The organism is Mesorhizobium neociceri, assembly GCF_013520985.1.
In the GTDB taxonomy this organism is placed as follows: Bacteria; Pseudomonadota; Alphaproteobacteria; order Rhizobiales; family Rhizobiaceae; genus Mesorhizobium; species Mesorhizobium neociceri.
Genome location: NZ_JACDTY010000011.1, coordinates 109,499 through 127,666, shown reverse-complemented (window position 1 = coordinate 127,666; position 18,168 = coordinate 109,499). Strand labels below are relative to the sequence as shown.

The following is an 18,168-nucleotide window of genomic DNA, read 5'->3' as shown; positions in this document are numbered from 1 at the left end:
TGCGAAACAAGGGCTGCCACAACGACAGCGAGGCACAAAAGTGAGTTTCTGGGGACTGGCGCAGCTCGTCATTTCGACGGTGATCTTCCTGCTTGCGGCAACCGCGGCCAAGCAATGGGGGCTGGCGCCGAGCCTCGGCAAGATCGTGGTGACGCTGGCGCTCTATACGCTGGGCAATCTGATCATGCTGCGGCTGGTCCGCGAGTTCGGCATGTCGGTGTCGTTCAGCCTGTCGGCGGTGATCCAGCTTGTATCGGTCAATGTCGTGGCGCTGGTGTTCTTCGGCGAACGCGTCAATGCCTTGCAGGCGACTGGTATCGTGCTGGCCATCGCCGCGGTGGCGCTGATCACGCTCGGGCCCTATCTGCAAGGGCGACTGTAGGACCCCGATGAAGATCTCCTCGAGCACGCTCACCAACTGGTTTGAATTTCCGGTGTTGCTGGCCGGGCTGGTGATCGCCGCCGGGCTTTGGGGATTCGAGGAGCTGATGGAGGTGGCGCGCGACACCACCCCGCATGCTTTCGATACCGAGATCCTGCTCGCCTTTCGCCAGACCGGCCACCCCGATGTCCCGGTTGGACCGCTCTGGCTGGAAGGGGCGATGCGCGACATCACCAGCCTCGGCAGCTCGGCAGTGCTGACGCTGATCGTAACGGCGGTGATCGTCTATCTCCTGCTCATTCGCAAGGCGGGGACGGCGCTGTTCGTCCTGGCGGCGGTCGCCGGCGGGCAGTTGCTGTCGACCTTGCTGAAAGCCGGCATCGACCGGCCACGCCCGGATCTCGTCTCGCACCTCGTCACCGAGACATCGCTGTCGTTTCCGAGCGGCCATGCCATGGTCTCGGCGGTGACCTATCTCACACTCGGCTCGCTGGCGGCGCGCTTCCTGCCGGGGCGCACGACCAAGATCTTCGTGCTCTGCCTCGCGGTGCTGACAACGCTGCTGGTCGGCGTCAGCCGCGTCTATCTCGGCGTCCACTGGCCATCCGACGTGCTGGCTGGCTGGTGCGCCGGCTTTGCCTGGGCGATGCTGTGCTGGCTGGCGGCGCGGCTGCTGCAGCGGCGCAAGGTAGTGGCGAACAGTGACAGCGAGCTTGATGACTGACGCTGCGGAGCGACAATCAGATCAGCCGGTTGATCAGCCCGTGTCCACAGCCTGCCAGCAGAAGAACCGCCGACAGCAAGGCTGCCGATGTCATCAAGGTCTTGAAAATCTTCAACTGATATGTTCCGCCAATGAGAACCAGGGCAGGTGCGTAGCATGCTTATCCTGTTCCCCGCCATCCGGTTCCATCGATGGATCATGTTTAATGTATGCTTTATGATGGTTGAAACATCACAGTGATTGTATTATACGTAGAAACCGCAGACTCAGACGGGGGTTCGGGCCGATGATCACTGCCGCGCAGATGCGCGCCGCGAGGGCGCTGGCCGGCATCGATCAGAAGACGCTCGCCGAGCGCGCCGGGGTTTCGCTTCCGACCATCCAGCGCATGGAAGCGAGCGGTGGCGTGGTCAGGGGCGTGGTCGACACGCTGATGAAGGTCATCCAGGCACTCGACGAGGCCGGGGTGGAACTGATCAGCGAGAACCAGACCAGCGAGCGCGGCGGCCGAGGCGTACGCCTCAAACCGGTCGCGCCGCCGAACCCGCAAGGCTGAGCCGGCATACAGTCGCGACGGCGACCGCGGACAGTCCTGCCGACGATCCCGCCGCCTTCACGCAAGCGGAAGGGCAGTTCATGGATCAGATCCGTCAGGCAGCGCATCGACCGACCCAGCAGCCGGCCCAGAAGTCGGCCCAGAAGTCGGCAAAGCCGACATTTTCCGAGCTGTTCACACCCAAGCTGGTGACGGTCTGGCGGGAGGGTTACCACCTGCCGCAGTTCAAGGCCGACTTCATGGCCGGACTGACCGTCGCCATCGTGGCGTTGCCGCTGTCGATGGCGATTGCGATCGCGTCGGGCGTGACGCCGGAGCGCGGCCTGTTCACGGCAATTGTCGGCGGCTTCATCATCTCGGCGCTCGGCGGCAGCCGCTTCCAGATCGGCGGCCCGGCCGGCGCCTTCATCGTGCTGGTGGCGGCGACGGTGCAGCGCGAAGGCATCGATGGGCTGCTGCTGGCAACGATGATGGCCGGCATCTTCCTGCTCGCCATCGGCTATCTCAGGCTCGGCACCTACATCAAATTCATCCCCTACCCGGTGACGGTCGGCTTCACCGCCGGCATCGCCATCATTATCTTCTCCGGCCAGATCGTCGAACTGTTCGGGCTGACGCTTGCCGGGCCTGAGCCCGGGCCGTTGCTGCCGAAGCTGATGGCGATCGGGCAGGCGGCCGGCACGCTCAACATCTCGGCAACGCTGGTGGCTGTGCTGACCATCGCCACCATTGTCGGCGTGAAGCGTTGGCGACCCGGCTGGCCGGGCATGCTGATCGCCGTCGGGCTGGCCTCGCTTGTCGTGGCGCTGCTTTCCCTGCCGGCGGAAACGATCGGCACCCGCTATGGCGGCATTCCGCGCAGCCTGCCGTTTCCGGCGCTGCCGGCGCTCAGCCTCGACAAGGCGATTGCGGTGCTGCCGGATGCGGTGGCCTTTGCCCTGCTCGGCGCTATCGAATCGCTGCTCTCGGCCGTGGTCGCCGACGGCATGACCGGACGCCGCCACCGTTCCAATTGCGAGCTGGTCGCGCAAGGCTTTGCCAACATCGCGTCTGCCCTGTTCGGCGGCATCTGCGCCACCGGCACCATCGCCCGCACCGCCACCAATGTGCGGGCCGGCGCGCATGGACCGGTTTCGGGCATGCTGCATTCGCTGTTCCTGCTGGTCTTCATGCTGGTGGCCGCGCCACTGGCCAGCTACATCCCGCTTGCCGCCCTTGCCGGCGTGCTGGCGGTGGTGTGCTGGAACATGTTCGAGAAGCAGGCCTTCGCCACGCTGCTGCGCGCTTCGCGCGGCGACGCCCTGGTGCTGATGGCGACCTTCCTGATCGTCGTCTTTCGTGACCTCACCGAAGGCATCGTCGTCGGCTTCGCGCTGGGCTCGATCCTGTTCATCGACCGCATGGCCAAGTCGATCGCCGTGGAGGCGGACCTGCCGCTGGTGCAGGACGATGTCGCCGACAGCAGCGGCGGCGCCTACGATGCCAGCGAGGCGAGTGACGCCGATACCGTCGTCTATCGCATCTCCGGAGCCTTCTTCTTCGGCGCCGCCTCGACCGTCGGCACGGTGCTGGACCGCATAGCCGACCAGCGCAAGAACTTCATCCTCGATTGCTCGGCGGTGCCGTTCTTCGATTCCACCGCGGCCAATGTCATCGGGGGCGCGGCCCACAAGGCGAAGCGCGCCGGGGTGCGCTTTATCATCGCCGGCGCCTCGCCGCAGACGCGGCGCATGCTGATCAACCACGGCGTCAAGCGCCCGCTGGTGACCTATGCCGCCTCGATCGAGGATGCGCGGGCGCAGCTCAAAGCCGCACCCGCTGGCTGAGCCGGCAAGTGTGCGCCGTCAATCTAGGCTCAGCACCGCGATCTCGCCTTCGTTCATCAGCGGCACGAATATCCGCCTGCCGTCTGTGCCGATGTCGGCGCTGCCCGGCTTGAACTGCGCCACAACTTCCGGAACACCGCCACCCTTGTAGCGATAGAGCGTGCCGGTCATGTAGGCGGTGGTGTAGATGCTGTCGCCGATGGCGACGACGCCGTCGAGGTCGGCGAAGTTTTGCGCGCCGGGCAGCGGCGTGACGGCCTTGCTGGCGAGGTCGACCGACAGCAGGCCGCCGGGCTCGGCGGTGCTGAAGTCGGGCTTGATGCCCTTGCCCCAGGACGCCACGATCAGCCGGCCGCCATCGGCGAAGACGCCATTGGGCGCGGCCAGCATCGCGTCCTTCACAAACAGCTCGGGCTTGTCGCCGTCGATGCGGTAGATCGCATCGGCCAGCATGTCGGTGACATAGACCTTGCCCGAACTGTCCGACGTCACGTCGTTGAGGAAGACGGCGCCAGGCACATCGATGGTCGAGACGAGCTTGCCGCTGGCGAGATCGACGACGCGTACCTTGGTGATATCGGCGACGTAGAGCTTGCCGCCGGAGATTGCCGAGCCTTTCGGTGCATCCATGCGGTCGGTCCAGTGTTGGGTGACGATCTTGCCGTCCAGCGACAGCACCGAGAGATAACCGTTGCCGTCGGCCTCGCCGGGATTGCCGACGATGTTGGAGACGATGATGCGGTTGTTGGCGGCGTCGAACAGCGCCGATTCCGGCTGCTGGAAGCCGGAAGCGCGCCAAGTCTCGCCAGCCTCGGCGGTGGATGCAAGCGCGATGCCGAAGGCGGCGACACAAATCGAGGGGATGAGGGTTTTCATGGCGAGGTCTCCTGTGATGACGAGCGGAGAGCTAGAGATTTCGATACTTTTCTGGAAGGCCGATTGCCGCTAGTATCGGAACCCGATACCAAATAGTGCAAAAGAGGTGCATCCCATGAACGGCCTGATCTTCGAGGCGCTGAAGCGGACGCTGAAGGCCAAGGGCGTCACCTATCGCGACCTTGCCGAGCGCATGGGTGTTTCCGAGCCGACGGTGAAGCGCATCTTTCAAGAGCGCAACTGCAAGCTCGACCGGCTGGTCGAAATCTGCGCCGCCGCCGGCGTCGAGCTTGAAAACGTGCTGGGTTCGATGAACAGGGGACCGGGACCGGTCAACCGCATCGCGCCGGAGATCGAGCGCAAGCTCGCCGGCCGGCCGGCGCTGCTGTTCATCTTCGTCATGCTGTCGGAGAAATTCACGCCCGAGGGCGTCATGCGCTCGCAAGGGCTGAGCGAAGCCTCGATGTTCCTTTATCTGCGCGATCTCGAAGCGCTCGGCCTGGTTGCGCTCGGCAGCGGGCTGTCGGCGCGGCTGCTGGTCGACACGCCGATCCACTGGAATTTCGAGGGGCCGCTCAGGCCGTTGTTCGAGATGACCAACAAGAATTTCATCGGCTGGGCGATCACCCATCTGGAGCGGGAAGCGACCTTCGTCTCTTTCTCCAGGCGGATGCGGCCGGAGACGGCGGAGATGGTCAAGCGCGAGGCCGAGGAACTGGCCGATCGCGTCAAGCTACTCGCCCATCACGATCAGCACACGACGCCGGAAGACGGGCTGACCGGCTACAAATGGACGTTTGCCTTCGGCGCAACGCCGTTTCCCGCAATCATGCCGATCGGCCCGCACCCTAGGGATGCCGGGGCGCCCGACCGGCCCGCCGCTCCTGCAAAGGGACGCCGTCCTTTGCCGGCCTGACACGGCCAATCATCCCGAGCAGGATTGCATCCGGCGGCTTGTCGCGCACCACTCCGGCGGCGCCGACTGCCACCATTTTGGTGACCTGAACAGGGAAGCCTCCGCTGATCCTGCTCCGGTTTTCACCATAATCTTTGTCCGGACATTTTTGCTCTTCGCAGCCGCGTTTCAAACATGAAACCGCATTCATGATAGAGTTCGCGCACTGATTTGCCAGTAGAGGGCGGGTTTGCCGAATGCCTGACACGTCCTCGCGAAATCGAAGTGATCCTATGCCGACCGCGCCAACACTTGAACTTCGCCGCTATTCGCGCCTGAAAAATTTGCGGGAGCGCGCAGAACGCCAGGGTGCTGCATTGCAGTTCTGGGCGCGTACGGCATCGCTCGCCGTGATCTCCTGCTTCTTTTCATTGATCAGCCGCTGGGATGCCTCGCTGCTCTTCGTGCTGGCGGGCCTCGTGCTGTTCCAGCTCGTCGGCCTGATCCAGTTTCTCTTTGCGCGCCGTCGCGCCACGGCGCGATGGTGGATCGGGTACCTCGTCGGCACGCTGGACATCATTCTGTTGACCGTTCTGCTGGTAACGCCCAACCCGTTTTCCCAGGAAATCGCGCCGGCCGCGATGCAACTGCGCGAGGGCAGCTTCAAATTCCTGCTGATTTTCGTATGCCTTGGCGCGCTGACCCTTTCGACACGATTGGCGCTCTATCTCGGCGCGCTCGCGGCCTTGACGTGGACGATCGGCGTGGGATGGGTGATTTTTCGTCCGGGAACCGTCATTCCGGCGACGAACCTCTATTCGATGCCGATGACAGAGCGACTGAACCTCTATCTCAACCCCAATTTCGTCGATACATTCGCGCAGGCGACCAACGTGTTGATTGTGCTGATTATCGGCGCGATCATGGCGCTGGTCGTCTCTCGTTCCCGACATCTGTCGGATGACTATGTCAAGGCAGAGCGCGCCCGCGCCAATCTCGCCCGGCATTTTTCGCCCAATGTCGTCGACCAGCTCGCCACCGATGACGAGCCCTTCGGCCCGGTCCGCCGGCAGGATATCGCGGTGCTGTTCGCCGACATCGTCGGCTTCACGCACTATTCCGAGGATCATCCGGCCGAAGCCGTATTCGAACTTCTGCGTCAGTTCCACCGTCGCATGGAGCAGGTCGTTTTCGACCACCATGGCACCGTCGATAACTATATCGGCGATTGCATCATGGCGACATTCGGGGTTCCGCAAGCCAGCCATGACGACGCGACAAGGGCCATCCAGTGCGCCGAAGCGATGATCGCTGCTCTCGAAGACTGGAATGTGCAGAGGGTGTCCAGGGGATACCCGCCGCTGGACGTTCGGATCGGTGCACAATATGGCGCAGTCGTCATCGGCGCGGTCGGCAGCGAGCGCAATCTGTCCTTCGCGGTGGTAGGCGACACCGTCAACGTCGCCAGCCGTTTGCAGGCGCTCTGCCGTGAGCTTCAGGCGAATATTTGCTTTGGGTCACGACTGATTGAGGCCGCGAAGGCGGAATCGCCCGCGACACAGTTGAATGCGCGCGATCATGGACCGGTGAGCATCCGCGGCCGGGACGAACCGGTCCATGTCTGGGTCGAACACAGAGCCGAAAACCAGGGCGCTGTTGCGGTTTCGGCGTGATATAGGCCGCCATGTGGAGCGCCTGAACCTCGGCCGGATAGCGGTAGGCCGCGCCATAGGGCGTGTCGTGACCCAGGCCGAAAGCCATCACGTGTCCGAGGCGATGGCGCCAGCCTTCGCGGCTGCGGCTTCCGTGCTTGCCTTATCCTCCCAGGCCACCGCCCGGTAGTCGAAACCATATTCCAGCGTCGGTTTGACGATGCGGAAGAAGGGCGACAGGTCGAAGTCGCGCGGCGTGTAGAGCGAGTGGTGACGGATGTGCAGGATTTCCCTGCGCATATAGTTCGACTGCGCCGAGGCGCGGCCGGGTGCGCGGGTGATCTCGGGCAGAATCGGATAGCGGATCTCGCCATAGGCCTCGGCAATCAGCGTCGAGCAGATGGCGCGCGTCGGATCGCCGGAACCAAAAGCCAGCATGCGGCGGCGCCAGCGTACCGGCACTGGCGGCGCCGGCAGGAAAAAGCGCAGCATGTCGAAGATGTTCTTGAGGTCGTATTTCAGGCCGAGCTTGCCGATCATGAAGGCGACGACCTTGTCGCGGTCTTCCGGCGTTAGCCCGCTGGCCCGGCAGATGCGCGTGTTGTAGGTGCGGTAGCGCGACAGCGGCACGGCGACACAGCCTTCGCCGAGCGTCACCTCGATCAGGCGGGGACGTTCCGATCCGTCCACCGGTACAGGCAAGGCATCGCCGACATAGAAGGCGGCGTGCGACCATGTCGACTGGGTCAGGTACTTGATGACTGCCGAGATCTTCTGATTGCCCTCGATGAGCAGGATGTCGCCGGGCTCCAGCGCGCGGCGCAGCGTCAAGGCGTCGGACGGCGTGTACGGCTCATAGCCGGAAGATTCATCCTGCAGCCGGCCGGCAAGCCAGCGGCCAAGCCGGTCGAGAAGCCTGTCGCGAGGCGCGGTCATGGTAGAGTGTAACTAGAGCCTGTTCCATTCCGATGGAATCGGTATGGGGCTCTAGCCTTTTGTTTGAGCATGATCTTTTCCGAAAACCGGATGCCACTTTTCGGGATCATGCTCTAGCACGGGCCGGCGGGCGAGGGCCAGCGGCTGTCAGCCGACCGTCGCGTTTGCGTGTTCCTGGGGCGCCGGGCCGGCGAGGTCGTCGCGCGCATTGCGGGCAAGTTTCTTCGTCGAGCGCTTGGGACTGTCGCCGAACAGTTCGGCCGCACCGGCGAGGCAGCTCTTCTTCAGGCTCTTTTCCGAGCGCTTCAAAAGCTTGCCCAGGAGCTTTGTGTCCTGCGCTTCGCCGAGCGCTTCGTCGTCGGCTTCGAGCAGCGCGCGCATGACGAAGACATCGTGCAGTTCGCCGAGATTTTCGCCCAGTTCGTCGACGGCCTTGCGCCGTACCTTGATCGGCGTCGGCCACAGCCGGCCGAGCAGCGACAGATGCATCGAGTGGGTCTTTGCCGCCTTGCGCAGATCGTGGAAATCCTCAGGCGAGCCGCGCGATCCCGCTCTGTCCAGCGCCTTCCTGGCGCGGCGCAAGGTCTTGCGGGCGCCGTCGGCAAGCACGTCAGCGGCATGTTCGGGCAAATCCGGCAGCAGCAGCCGCTCTATTCGGACCAGGCCTTCCTCGCAGGCGGCGGTGGCAGCGCCTATGGCGGCGTCGAGGCCGGCGCCGGCATGGATTTCATGCTGGCGGGAAATGAGCCGGTCGCGCACGCTGTCGAGGCCGCCGCCGGCAACCTGCTCGGGAAAGGCGGCCGCCAGCCGGTCGATGGTCTCGACCAGCGCGGTCGCTTCACGCGGACCGGCAAGCAGGGCCGCCACCTGGCGGTAGCACTGGTTTTCGGTCTGGCAAAATGTTTCGTTTCCGGAATGAACGAGGCGCAGCAAGGCGCGCGCGCTCTTCAGCCGCTTGCGGCATTTGTGCAATGCCTGCTCCGGCCGGTCGTGTGCGACGGCCAGATGCGCAAGCGCCTTGCCGATTTCCTCGCCAAGGATGCGCCTGACCTCGCCGGTCAGCGGCAAGCGCGGGTCGATGCGAAAACTCATGCGGCGATCTCCGGAATCCCCCCAAGGGCGAGCGACGCGTTGTAAAACCTCTGCTCGCCGGTCACTTCGCGGCCGAGCCAATCAGGCAGCATTTCGTCAGGTACATCCTCCGGCGTCTCGAGCTCGGCCACCACCAGGCCAGCAAGAATCCCGCCGAAAACATCGACTTCGTAGAGATAGCCGCGATGCCTAACATGGTGGCGTGTCTTCTCGATGACATGTCCGATGGCGAAGGCCAGCATCTCCTCGGCATCGGCCAGCGGGATCGGATACTCGTATTCGTCGCGCTCGCGGGCACGACTGCCGAATTTGAGCGTCAGTTTCGCCGAAGTGCCGTCGCTGATGCGCACGCGCACGGTGCGGCCAGGTGCTGCGGCAAGGTAGAACTGGCGAATGCGGATATCCGCCTCGGCCAGATTACGCCACTCGGCGCTGGAGACCAGGAACTTGCGTTCGACTTCCTTGCCCATGGCCGCGCACTAAAGCGTTTGCGGCCCGACATGGCAAGCCGGCACAGAGAATCAATTTGACTTTAATCAATCGATTGATTAAAACAGCGAGATGGTCAAACCCGCACCCGAAAAAATGTCCCGCCAGGAAACATCGCCCGCTGAGCAGACGCGCGTGGCGCTGGTGCTGGCCGCGCTCAAACTGTTCGGGCGACAAGGCTTCGACGGTACCTCGACGCGCCAGATCGCGGCGGAGGCCAAGGCTAATATCGGCTCCATCGCTTATCATTTCGGCGGCAAGGAAGGGCTGCGCGCGGCCGCCGCCGACCACATTGTCGAGACCATCCAGGCAATCGCTGGACAAGCAATCGGAACTGTGCCGGCTCCGTCCACGCCGGAAGCTGCCAGGGCGCAGCTGTTCGCGGCGCTGGAACGGATGGTTGGGTTCATCGTCGCAAGTCCCGAGGCCGGCGAGATCGTACAATTTGTACTCCGCGAGCTCTCGCATCCGACGGCGGCGCTCGACCGCATTTATGCCGGCGTGTTCGAGCCGACGCATCGGCGGCTGTGCCAGGTCTGGGAACAGGCGACCGGTGAGCCTGCCGAGAGCGAGGCCACCAAGCTCACGGTTTTCACCCTGATCGGCCAGGTCATCTATTTCCGCATCGGTCGCGAGGCCGTGCTGCGCAGGATGGGCTGGCGCGAGATCGGCGCCGCGGAAGCCGCCAAGGTGGTGGCGGTCGCCACCAACAACCTCGAGGCCATGCTGGACGCACGCAATCCAGCCGCCCGCAAGGAGGGCAAGCGATGAGTTTTCTCTGTTCCCTGCCGCTTGCGGCGCAGTTGTTCGGCGCCTGCGCGCCGGCGGCACCGCTCGCCGTGGGTTATGTCGAGGGCGACTATGTCTTGCTGGCGCCGATCGAGGTGGCGCAGGTCGAGACCGTCACGGTCAAGCGCGGTGACCGTGTCGAGCCCAACACGCCGGTGGTGACGCTGGAAAGCGCCGACGCAAAAATCGCCGTCGCCCAGGCTGAGGCAGCACTCGCCCAGGCGCAGGCGCAGCTTGCCGACCTGCAGGTCGGCAAAAGACCGGAAGAGATCGCCGTGCTGAAGGCCGAGGTCGACATGGCCCGCGCGCAAGCCACCGACGCCAGGCGCCGCTATGACCGCGCCAGCGATCTGTTCAAGCGCGGCACCGGCACGCAGGCCGACTACGACACCGCGTCGGCGACGCTGGAGACGGCCAATGCGCAGGTCGGCCAGGCGGAGGCAAATCTCGCCGTCGGCGGCCTGCCGGCGCGGCCCGAAACCATCAAGGCGGCCGACAACCAGGTCAAGCAGGCGCAGTCGGCGCTGGAACAGGCGCAATGGCGGCTGTCGAAGCGGGTGCTGGCGGCACCTTCGCCCGGCCGCGTCAACGATGTCATCCGCAACCCCGGCGACACTGCCGGGCCGACCGCGCCGGTCATTTCGATGCTGCCGGACGGCGCCGTGAAGCTCAGCGTCTATGTCCCCGAAAGCGCCTTCTCGTCGATCAAGGTCGGCACGCTGCTTTCCGTGCATTGCGATGGCTGCGGCGAGGGCGTGAAGGCGCGCGTCAGCTATGTCTCGCCCGATCCGGAATTCACTCCGCCGGTGATCTATTCGCTCGAGAACCGGCAGAAGCTGGTCTACCTCGTCGAGGCGCGGCCGGAAGGCGATGCACAAGCGCTGCAGCCGGGCCAGATCGTCGATGTCGAGCTGGCGGCCGCAGCAAAATGAACGCCATCGACGTTCATGGCCTGGTCAAGCGCTTTGGCGACAAGACCGTCGTCGACCATGTGACGATGACGGTGGCCGAAGGCGAGATCGTCGGCTTCCTCGGCCCGAACGGCTCCGGCAAGACGACGACCATTCGCATCATGTGCGGCCTGCTGACCCCCGACGAGGGCGAAGGCACGGTGCTGGGTTTCAACATCCACACCGAGTCGCTCCGCATCAAGCGCGAAGTCGGCTACATGACGCAGAAATTCTCGTTCTACGAGGATCTGACGATCAGCGAAAACCTCGAATTCGTGGCGCGGCTCTACAGGCTGAAGCCGGTCGAGGAGCATGTAGCGAAGACGCTGGAAGAGCTCGGCCTGACGACGCGCCGCAACCAGCTCGCCGGCACGCTGTCGGGCGGCTGGAAGCAGCGCCTGGCACTGGCCGCCTGCATCATGCACAAGCCGAAGCTGCTGCTGCTCGACGAGCCGACCGCCGGCGTCGATCCGAAGGCGCGCCGCGAGTTCTGGGACGAGATACATCGCCTCGCCAGCGGCGGGCTGACGGTGCTGGTGTCCACCCACTATATGGACGAGGCCGAGCGCTGCCACCGCATCGGCTATATCTCCTATGGCAAGATGCTGGCCACCGGCACCGTGGACGAGGTGGTGAAGAATGCCGGCCTGACCACCTTCGTGCTGCAGGGGCCACGCCTCGACCAGGTAGCCGATGCGCTCAAGGGGCGGCCCGGCGTCGACCAGGTGGCGCCGTTCGGCGCCACGCTGCATGTCGTCGGCTCCGACAAGGCAAAGCTCGAGAAGGCGCTTGCCGATGTCGAAAAGCAGCACAAGGGCGTGACCGTAAAACCCGGCGAGACCAGCCTCGAGGATGTGTTCATCCAGTTCATGTCCGGCTCGAAGGACAATATGGCATGAACAGCGTCTTCTCCTTCGCCAGGCTCGGTGCGCTGCTGATCAAGGAATTCATCCAGATGCGGCGCGACCGCATCACCTTCGCCATGATGCTGGGCGTGCCGCTTTTACAGCTGGTGCTGTTCGGCTATGCCATCAACAACGATCCCAAAAGCCTGCCTGCCGCACTCGTGGCGACCAGCAACGACCCCTACACCCGCGCCATTGTCGCGGCCCTGCAGACGACCGGCTACTACCGCTTCGACCATGTCGCGCAAAGCGCCGAGGAAGCTGAATTCCTGATGGCGCGCGGCGATGTTGCCTTCGTCGTCACCATCCCTGCCGATTTCGGCCGCCGGGTGGAGCGCGGCGACAACCCGCAAATCCTGATCGAGGCCGACGCCACCGATCCGGCCGCCGCCAGCGGCGCCATCTCGACGCTAAGCAAAGTGGCCAGCCAGGCGCTGCTTCGGGCGCAAGGCATGCAGGAGGCGGCGGCCGAAAACGCCAGGGGCCAGCTCGATGTGGTCGTGCACCAGCGCTACAATCCGGAAGGCGTCTCGCAATACAACATCGTTCCGGGCCTGCTCGGCGTCATCCTGCAGATGACCCTGGTGATGATGACCTCGATCGCGCTGACGCGCGAGACCGAGCGCGGCACGATGGAGAATCTGCTGGCCATGCCGTCCAGCCCGTTCGAGATCATGCTGGGCAAGGTGCTGCCCTATCTGGTGGTCGGCGGCGTCCAGGTGGTCGTGGTGCTGTCGGCGTCGAAGCTTCTGTTCGCCATCCCCTTCGCGGGCTCAATATCGCTGCTGCTTAGCGCCGTGCTGGTGTTCGTGCTGGCGCTGGTGCTGCTCGGCTACACCATCTCGACCATCGCCCGCACGCAGATGCAGGCGCTGCAGCTGACCTTCTTTTTCTTCCTGCCGTCGATCCTGCTGTCCGGCTTCATGTTCCCCTATCGCGGCATGCCGGGCTGGGCGCAGACCTTCGGCGAGATTTTCCCGCTGACGCATTTCCTGCGCATCACCCGCGCGGTGATGCTGAAGGGCGCCGAACTGCCGGCGGTGGCGGGCGAGATCGCCTGGCTGGTCGCTTTCGTGGGCTTGTTTGCCGGCGTCGCGTTGGTGCGGTTCAGGCGGACGTTGGATTAGCTCTCAAGGGTTGAGCGATCTCGGACCGCTGACGAAGGGGCAGCCCCGGACATAAAATCGCAGCGTGCGGTCCGCATCCTTGGCAATGCCGATCCGGATGCCTTGGCCGATGGCGCCGGCTTGATGCTCATCGGTTGCCAGCCATAGCGGGCCTTGCCGGCACAGATCGAGGCCGTCGAGCGAACGATCGATCCGCAACGCCTGGGCGAGCCGTCCCGGTCCGCGTGCCAGGTCGCGCAGACGCTCGACACCCCGGTTCAGCCGCATGATGACAATGCCTTCGAGCGGTTCGAGCGCCCTGATCAGTACGCCGGTGCCGGTCCCGGGTCCCTCGCTCGAAACATTGAGCATCCAGGAGACGCCATAGGCGCGATAGACATAGGCGTGCCCGGCCTCGAGGAACAGCGAACGATTGCGCGGCGTCATCCCACGATAGCCATGGCCGGCAGCGTCGCCGACGACATAGGCTTCGGTCTCGACGATGCGGCCGCTGACGACGCCTTCCGGCAACTCCCGCACCACCAGCCTGCCGATGAGATAGCGGGCGAGATCGGCCGTATCCTCCGGCAGGTCGGCGCGGTCGAGCGGGTGGTAGATGTCGGCCCTGTTGCTACTCATAGGCCTTACCGCCGATTGATATTCAGTGCGCGAAAGAAGCTATTTTCGTATCGGTTGAATTTGACTCGCCCCCATTCGGCGATGACGATCTCTTCGTCGGCAACCGGCCGTATGTAATCCTTTGTCTTCCTGACACCACCGCCCTCCAGGGTCTCGTCGAGATGGGTCATTTTGGGTGTTCCATCAGAAAACCTTAGATACATGTAGGCGAAAATAGCCACATGCCGCTTTCCAATAGAGCCCGTATAAATCTCAATGGCATGAACTGCTGCCTGAACGGCTTCGAAGCATTTCCGCCGTTGCGCTCTTTCGAGTTTGATGAAAAGCAGAAATAGCCTTTTGTCGGCGAGAGTGAGACTGCCATCGTCCGTATTTCTCACGCCATGACCGAGCAGTTTTCGCTTCGTGTGGTGGTAGATTGAAAAACCCATCGTGCACTCGTGTTCGCCCGAACGAAATTACGCGCACCTACCACCTTTGCAAGACGCAGAGCTAAGTGTTCGAGCGAGCTACCTAGGCAGCGAGCGGGCGGTGGCCGGTCATGCTACCGCCGCCGTGTTTCAAGGTATCCGCTCGACCCACTGCCCGCGTGAAGGCCCCGGCTCGAACGGATCGCCGAAATACTGGGTCTCGCGGGCCACCTTGCCATCGAGGAACTCCATGATGCTCACCGTATAGGACGGGATCCCGTCATAGGTCAGGACATATTCGGTGATCCAGAGTTCGCCCGAGCCGGTGATCCGCCGCACGGTAAAGTGCTTTTGGTTCGGCTGCGCGGCGCGCGACGACTGGATGTTGCGCCGGCCGCGAATGCGCTCGCCCGACTGCGGATAGTCGAGCGTCGCGTCTTCGCGATAGATATGATGCTCGGCCTCGAAATCATTGGCATCGGACGCCGCCCAATGGCGATCGAGGGCCGCTCTTATGTCAGCGTCTGCCATATCGGTTCTCAGGCTGCGGCCATGATCTCGGCATAGGTGCTGAAATCGACGTTGCCGCCCGACAGCACCACGGCCACACTTTTGCCCGCCAGCTCGATCTCGCCCGACGAAAGCGCCGCCAGCGCGACGCAGCCGCCGGGCTCGACCACCAGCTTGAGATGGGCCATGGCGTCGCGCATCGCCTGCGCCGCCGCTTTGTCGGAGACGGCGATGGCGCCAGCGAGGTTTTTGCGGTTGATCTCGAAGGTGATGACGCCCGGCTCGGCAACCAGGATAGCGTCGCAGATCGAGCTGTGGCCGGGCTCGTTCGAGACCCGTTTTCCCTCGATCAGCGAACGGCGGGTGTCGTCGAAATGCTCAGGCTCCACTCCCCAGACTGCGGTGGTGGGTGAGGCATCCTTGACGGCGATCGAAATGCCGCTCGACAGGCCGCCGCCGCCACAGGGGATGGCTACCGCGTCGAGGCTGACCCCGAGCGCCTTCGCCTGGCGCATCAGTTCGAGCCCGATCGTGCCCTGGCCGGCGATGATGGCAGGATCGTCGTAAGGCGGCACCAGCACCATGCCCTTGTCGATATAGGGGCGCACCACAGTCATGCGGTCGTCGCGAAAACGGTCGAACGGCACCACTTCGGCGCCCATCTTGCGGACATTGGCGATCTTCATCGCCGGCGCGTCGGCCGGCATGGCGATGACCGCCTTGACGCCGAACATGGCTGCGGAGGCGGCGACGCCTTGCGCGTGGTTGCCTGAGGAGAAAGCGACGACGCCACGGCCGCGCTCTTCCTCGCTCAGCGTCGACAATTTGTTGTAGGCGCCGCGGAACTTGAACGAGCCGGTGCGCTGCAGCGTCTCCGGCTTGAACAGGATGCGCCCGCCGAAGCGCTTGTTGAGTTCCGGCGATTCGATCAAGGGCGTTTCGACGATCAGGCCGGAGAGCCGCGCGGCGGCGGCGTGGATGTCGGCTATGCCGGGGAGGCTGGTCATGGTGAAGTCCTGACAGGGATGAGATCGGCGCATGGTGCACGCAAAGGCAGGCCATGCACCAACGAAAAAATGTGACCGTTACAAAGTTTGGCGGGCATGACTCGCGAGGAGACGGGTCAAACTGGCCCACCTCTCCCGCCTTTATCCGCGGGGCCGTATCAGCTAAGGGCGGGGGAGCAGAATTCCGGACCGCCAGAAAATGACCGCCAAGCCAAAACCCCTGTTCCTCGGTATCGACACCGGCGGCACCTATACCGATGCCGTGCTGTGGTCTGAACAAGGTGGGCCAAAAGGCAAGGTGCTGGCCAAGGCCAAGGCGCTGACCACGCGGCATGACCTTGCCGTCGGCATTTCCGGCGCGGTCGACGCGGTGCTGGAGAAATCCGCGACCGACCCGGCGGCGATCAAGCTGGTGTCGATGTCGACGACGCTCGCCACCAATGCGCTGGTCGAGGGCCAGGGCGGCCGTGTGGCGCTGATCATGATCGGTTTTACCGAGGCCGACCTTGCCCGCGACGGGTTGAAGACCGCGCTCGGCACCGACCCGGTGGTGTTTTGTCCTGGCGGCCATGATGTGCATGGCAATGCGGCCAAGCTCGATCTGTCGGGGTTGGAAGCCGCACTCGCCGAACTCGGCGCCTCGGTGTCGGGCTTTGCTGTCTGCGCCTATTTCGCCACCCGCAATCCGGCGCATGAACTGGCCGCGCGCGACCTCATTCGCGAAAAGACCGGCCTGCCGGTCACCGCCAGCCACGAATTGTCGGCCAAGCTCGGCGGCCCGCGCCGGGCGCTCACCACTTTGCTCAACGCCCGACTGATCTCGATGATCGACCGGCTGGTGGCGGCGACCGAAGGCTTTCTCGAGGTGCGCAAGATCGTAGCGCCGCTGATGGTGGTGCGCGGCGACGGCGCACTGGTCTCGGCGGCCTTTGCCCGCCAGCGGCCGATCGAAACCATTTTGTCCGGTCCGGCCGCCAGCCTCGTCGGCGCCCGCCACATGACGGGCTTGGACAGCGCCATGGTCTCGGACATTGGCGGCACCACCACCGACGTTGCCGTGCTCGACGGCGGCCGGCCCCGACTCGACCCGGAAGGCGCCACCGTCGGCGGCTTCCGCACCATGGTCGAGGCGGTCGCCATGCGCACCTTCGGTCTCGGCGGCGATTCCGAAGTGGCGCTGGAAGACGGCGCGCTCAACCCAAAGATCCTGCTCGGGCCGCGCCGCCTGGTGCCGCTGGCGCTGGCCGGCATGATGCATGGTGTTGCCGTGACCTCGGAGCTCGAACGCCAGCTGCGCGCACCCAATCCCGGCCGCATGGATGGCCGTTTCGCGCTGCGCACCGGCGTGCCGGACAGGCTCGCGGCCGGGCTGACCGCGCCTGAGGCCAAACTCTATGAGCAGATCGGCGCTGTTCCGCTCGCCATCGACAAATTGTTGATCTCGAACGCCCAGAACGCAACGCTGAACCGACTGGTGTCGCGCGGGCTGGTGCATATCTCGGGCTTCACCCCGTCGGACGCCGCCCATGTGCTGGGCAAGCAGGCCAACTGGGATCAGGCGTCCGCCCGGCTCGGCGCCGAGCTCTTCGCCCGCAAGCGCGACGGCCGCGGCCAGAACATCGCCGCCTCTCCCGAGGTGATTTCCGAACGCGTGCTGCTGACGCTGACCCGCTGGTCGGCCGAATACATTCTGGAAACCGCTTTTGCCGAGGACGGGCTCGACGGCGCCGCCACCGTCGCCCATGCGCTGGTGCAGCGCGCCGTCGATGCGCATCCTGGCATCGCGCGCTTAAGCGTCGCGCTTGATCGTCCGGTCATCGGCCTCGGCGCCTCGGCGCCGCTGCACTATGCCGGTCTGCCGCCGCTGATCGGCAATGAGTGCGTGGTGCCGGAAGATACCGACGTCGCCAACGCGCTCGGCGCCGTCGTCGGCCAGGTCCGCGTCTCGGCCGAAGCCCGCGTCAGCCAGCCCAAGGAGGGCCTGTTCCGCCTCGCGTCGGGACAAACCGTGCGCGACTTCACCGACGAAGCGAAGGCGATCGCGGCAGCGGAGGCCGATGTGCGGGCGATTGTTGCGGAACGGGCAAAAGATGCCGGCACGGACAACGCTGAGATTGAAGTTGCCACCGAGTTCCGCGTCTCCACGGTGGAGGCTCAGCGCATGTTCATCGAGGCGCATGTGGTTGCGGTGGCGTCGGGCCGGCCAAGGATTGCGGTGTGAAGATGAGCAATCTCCTCCCTTGTGGGGGAGATGGCCGGCAGGCCAGAGGGGGGCGCTGTCCCGCCAGCCTCTCAACGGGCTCAATCGCACGGCATGGCCGTTTTCGATCTGTTGCTGTGAGGTCGGCGATCCTTCGCGCCCCCCTCTGCCCTGCCGGGCATCTCCCCCACAAGGGGGGAGATCAGCAGCTTCAAAATCCCCAC

At 64.4% G+C, this 18,168-nt stretch carries 19 protein-coding genes; 11 read left to right on the top strand and 8 right to left on the bottom strand.

The annotated features are described in order from the left end of the window. Positions 1 to 40 precede the first annotated feature (40 nt). From H0241_RS21775 to H0241_RS21760, 4 genes are all read left to right on the top strand, one after another. The gene (locus H0241_RS21775; RefSeq protein WP_181059899.1) at positions 41 to 382 is read left to right on the top strand and encodes a hypothetical protein; all 342 of its coding nucleotides are present in this window, start codon (positions 41 to 43) and stop codon (positions 380 to 382) included. A gap of 7 nt (positions 383 to 389) precedes the next feature. Continuing rightward, a complete protein-coding gene (locus H0241_RS21770; RefSeq protein WP_181059898.1) occupies positions 390 to 1,106 on the top strand; it encodes a phosphatase PAP2 family protein in 717 nt (238 codons plus the stop codon). 286 nt (positions 1,107 to 1,392) lie between these two features. Further along, the gene (locus tag H0241_RS21765) at positions 1,393 to 1,662 is read left to right on the top strand and encodes a helix-turn-helix domain-containing protein (protein WP_181059897.1); all 270 of its coding nucleotides are present in this window, start codon (positions 1,393 to 1,395) and stop codon (positions 1,660 to 1,662) included. Between the two features lie 80 nt (positions 1,663 to 1,742). Next, the gene (locus H0241_RS21760) at positions 1,743 to 3,488 is read left to right on the top strand and encodes a SulP family inorganic anion transporter (protein ID WP_181059896.1); all 1,746 of its coding nucleotides are present in this window, start codon (positions 1,743 to 1,745) and stop codon (positions 3,486 to 3,488) included. 18 nt (positions 3,489 to 3,506) lie between these two features. On the opposite strand, the gene H0241_RS21755 is transcribed toward H0241_RS21760, so the two are convergent. Next, a complete protein-coding gene (locus H0241_RS21755; protein ID WP_181059895.1) occupies positions 3,507 to 4,364 on the bottom strand; it encodes an SMP-30/gluconolactonase/LRE family protein in 858 nt (285 codons plus the stop codon). 115 nt (positions 4,365 to 4,479) lie between these two features. Here H0241_RS21755 and H0241_RS21750 point away from each other — a divergent pair, with 115 nt between their 5' ends. Continuing rightward, positions 4,480 to 5,280: a helix-turn-helix domain-containing protein gene (locus H0241_RS21750; RefSeq protein ID WP_181059894.1), complete on the top strand. Its 801-nt coding sequence runs from the start codon at positions 4,480 to 4,482 to the stop codon at positions 5,278 to 5,280. Positions 5,281 to 5,552: 272 nt separating this feature from the next. Then, positions 5,553 to 6,932, top strand: coding sequence for an adenylate/guanylate cyclase domain-containing protein (locus tag H0241_RS21745; RefSeq protein ID WP_181059893.1), 1,380 nt, complete (start codon positions 5,553 to 5,555; stop codon positions 6,930 to 6,932). 87 nt (positions 6,933 to 7,019) lie between these two features. Here H0241_RS21745 and H0241_RS21740 read toward each other — a convergent pair whose 3' ends face one another. The 3 genes from H0241_RS21740 to H0241_RS21730 all read right to left on the bottom strand — a co-directional run bounded on the left by H0241_RS21740 (position 7,020) and on the right by H0241_RS21730 (position 9,409). Beyond that, a complete protein-coding gene (locus tag H0241_RS21740) occupies positions 7,020 to 7,847 on the bottom strand; it encodes a C40 family peptidase (RefSeq protein ID WP_181059892.1) in 828 nt (275 codons plus the stop codon). Between the two features lie 147 nt (positions 7,848 to 7,994). Further along, a complete protein-coding gene (locus H0241_RS21735) occupies positions 7,995 to 8,939 on the bottom strand; it encodes a CHAD domain-containing protein (protein ID WP_181059891.1) in 945 nt (314 codons plus the stop codon). After that, positions 8,936 to 9,409 (bottom strand): CYTH domain-containing protein, encoded by a 474-nt coding sequence (locus tag H0241_RS21730; protein WP_112559067.1) that lies wholly within the window; start codon positions 9,407 to 9,409, stop codon positions 8,936 to 8,938. The genes H0241_RS21735 and H0241_RS21730 overlap by 4 nt, the downstream gene beginning before the upstream one ends. Before the next feature lie 115 nt (positions 9,410 to 9,524). Between H0241_RS21730 and H0241_RS21725 the strand changes: the two genes are divergently transcribed. The 4 genes from H0241_RS21725 to H0241_RS21710 are packed head-to-tail and all read left to right on the top strand — an operon-like array spanning position 9,525 to position 13,199. Next, positions 9,525 to 10,199 carry a CerR family C-terminal domain-containing protein gene (locus H0241_RS21725; RefSeq protein WP_235984403.1) on the top strand — a complete coding sequence of 225 codons (675 nt, stop codon included), beginning with the start codon at positions 9,525 to 9,527 and terminating at the stop codon, positions 10,197 to 10,199. Then, the gene (locus H0241_RS21720) at positions 10,196 to 11,149 is read left to right on the top strand and encodes an HlyD family secretion protein (protein ID WP_181059889.1); all 954 of its coding nucleotides are present in this window, start codon (positions 10,196 to 10,198) and stop codon (positions 11,147 to 11,149) included. The genes H0241_RS21725 and H0241_RS21720 overlap by 4 nt, the downstream gene beginning before the upstream one ends. Then, positions 11,146 to 12,066 (top strand): ABC transporter ATP-binding protein, encoded by a 921-nt coding sequence (locus tag H0241_RS21715; protein ID WP_181059888.1) that lies wholly within the window; start codon positions 11,146 to 11,148, stop codon positions 12,064 to 12,066. Before H0241_RS21720 ends, H0241_RS21715 begins: the two co-directional genes overlap by 4 nt. Beyond that, a complete protein-coding gene (locus H0241_RS21710) occupies positions 12,063 to 13,199 on the top strand; it encodes an ABC transporter permease (protein WP_181059887.1) in 1,137 nt (378 codons plus the stop codon). The genes H0241_RS21715 and H0241_RS21710 overlap by 4 nt, the downstream gene beginning before the upstream one ends. A gap of 3 nt (positions 13,200 to 13,202) precedes the next feature. Here the strand turns inward: H0241_RS21710 and H0241_RS21705 are convergent, their stop codons facing one another. The 4 genes from H0241_RS21705 to H0241_RS21690 form a co-directional block, all read right to left on the bottom strand. Further along, complete coding sequence (locus H0241_RS21705; protein WP_181059886.1) at positions 13,203 to 13,817, bottom strand: DNA-3-methyladenine glycosylase; 615 nt, start codon at positions 13,815 to 13,817, stop codon at positions 13,203 to 13,205. Between the two features lie 5 nt (positions 13,818 to 13,822). Then, positions 13,823 to 14,248 carry a hypothetical protein gene (locus tag H0241_RS21700; RefSeq protein ID WP_181059885.1) on the bottom strand — a complete coding sequence of 142 codons (426 nt, stop codon included), beginning with the start codon at positions 14,246 to 14,248 and terminating at the stop codon, positions 13,823 to 13,825. A 129-nt stretch (positions 14,249 to 14,377) separates the two neighbouring features. After that, entirely contained in the window at positions 14,378 to 14,758 is a 381-nt protein-coding gene (locus tag H0241_RS21695; RefSeq protein ID WP_181059884.1) for a nuclear transport factor 2 family protein, read from the bottom strand. An 8-nt stretch (positions 14,759 to 14,766) separates the two neighbouring features. Then, complete coding sequence (locus H0241_RS21690; protein WP_181059883.1) at positions 14,767 to 15,744, bottom strand: threonine/serine dehydratase; 978 nt, start codon at positions 15,742 to 15,744, stop codon at positions 14,767 to 14,769. Between the two features lie 199 nt (positions 15,745 to 15,943). On the opposite strand from H0241_RS21690, the gene H0241_RS21685 reads away from it, so the two are divergent. Continuing rightward, on the top strand, positions 15,944 to 17,965 hold the full coding sequence (locus tag H0241_RS21685) for a hydantoinase/oxoprolinase family protein (protein ID WP_181059882.1): 2,022 nt from the start codon (positions 15,944 to 15,946) through the stop codon (positions 17,963 to 17,965). Positions 17,966 to 18,168: the final 203 nt, after the last annotated feature.

What these genes read in the sequence shown, in the direction of transcription:
- H0241_RS21770 (WP_181059898.1), top strand. Translation starts at nt 390, where the DNA reads ATGAAGATCTCCTCGAGCACGCTCACCAACTGGTTTGAATTTCCGGTG.
- H0241_RS21765 (WP_181059897.1), top strand. Translation starts at nt 1,393, where the DNA reads ATGATCACTGCCGCGCAGATGCGCGCCGCGAGGGCGCTGGCCGGCATC.
- H0241_RS21760 (WP_181059896.1), top strand. Translation starts at nt 1,743, where the DNA reads ATGGATCAGATCCGTCAGGCAGCGCATCGACCGACCCAGCAGCCGGCC.
- H0241_RS21755 (WP_181059895.1), bottom strand. Translation starts at nt 4,364, where the DNA reads ATGAAAACCCTCATCCCCTCGATTTGTGTCGCCGCCTTCGGCATCGCG.
- H0241_RS21750 (WP_181059894.1), top strand. Translation starts at nt 4,480, where the DNA reads ATGAACGGCCTGATCTTCGAGGCGCTGAAGCGGACGCTGAAGGCCAAG.
- H0241_RS21745 (WP_181059893.1), top strand. Translation starts at nt 5,553, where the DNA reads ATGCCGACCGCGCCAACACTTGAACTTCGCCGCTATTCGCGCCTGAAA.
- H0241_RS21740 (WP_181059892.1), bottom strand. Translation starts at nt 7,847, where the DNA reads ATGACCGCGCCTCGCGACAGGCTTCTCGACCGGCTTGGCCGCTGGCTT.
- H0241_RS21735 (WP_181059891.1), bottom strand. Translation starts at nt 8,939, where the DNA reads ATGAGTTTTCGCATCGACCCGCGCTTGCCGCTGACCGGCGAGGTCAGG.
- H0241_RS21730 (WP_112559067.1), bottom strand. Translation starts at nt 9,409, where the DNA reads ATGGGCAAGGAAGTCGAACGCAAGTTCCTGGTCTCCAGCGCCGAGTGG.
- H0241_RS21725 (WP_235984403.1), top strand. Translation starts at nt 9,525, where the DNA reads ATGTCCCGCCAGGAAACATCGCCCGCTGAGCAGACGCGCGTGGCGCTG.
- H0241_RS21720 (WP_181059889.1), top strand. Translation starts at nt 10,196, where the DNA reads ATGAGTTTTCTCTGTTCCCTGCCGCTTGCGGCGCAGTTGTTCGGCGCC.
- H0241_RS21715 (WP_181059888.1), top strand. Translation starts at nt 11,146, where the DNA reads ATGAACGCCATCGACGTTCATGGCCTGGTCAAGCGCTTTGGCGACAAG.
- H0241_RS21710 (WP_181059887.1), top strand. Translation starts at nt 12,063, where the DNA reads ATGAACAGCGTCTTCTCCTTCGCCAGGCTCGGTGCGCTGCTGATCAAG.
- H0241_RS21705 (WP_181059886.1), bottom strand. Translation starts at nt 13,817, where the DNA reads ATGAGTAGCAACAGGGCCGACATCTACCACCCGCTCGACCGCGCCGAC.
- H0241_RS21700 (WP_181059885.1), bottom strand. Translation starts at nt 14,248, where the DNA reads ATGGGTTTTTCAATCTACCACCACACGAAGCGAAAACTGCTCGGTCAT.
- H0241_RS21695 (WP_181059884.1), bottom strand. Translation starts at nt 14,758, where the DNA reads ATGGCAGACGCTGACATAAGAGCGGCCCTCGATCGCCATTGGGCGGCG.
- H0241_RS21690 (WP_181059883.1), bottom strand. Translation starts at nt 15,744, where the DNA reads ATGACCAGCCTCCCCGGCATAGCCGACATCCACGCCGCCGCCGCGCGG.
- H0241_RS21685 (WP_181059882.1), top strand. Translation starts at nt 15,944, where the DNA reads ATGACCGCCAAGCCAAAACCCCTGTTCCTCGGTATCGACACCGGCGGC.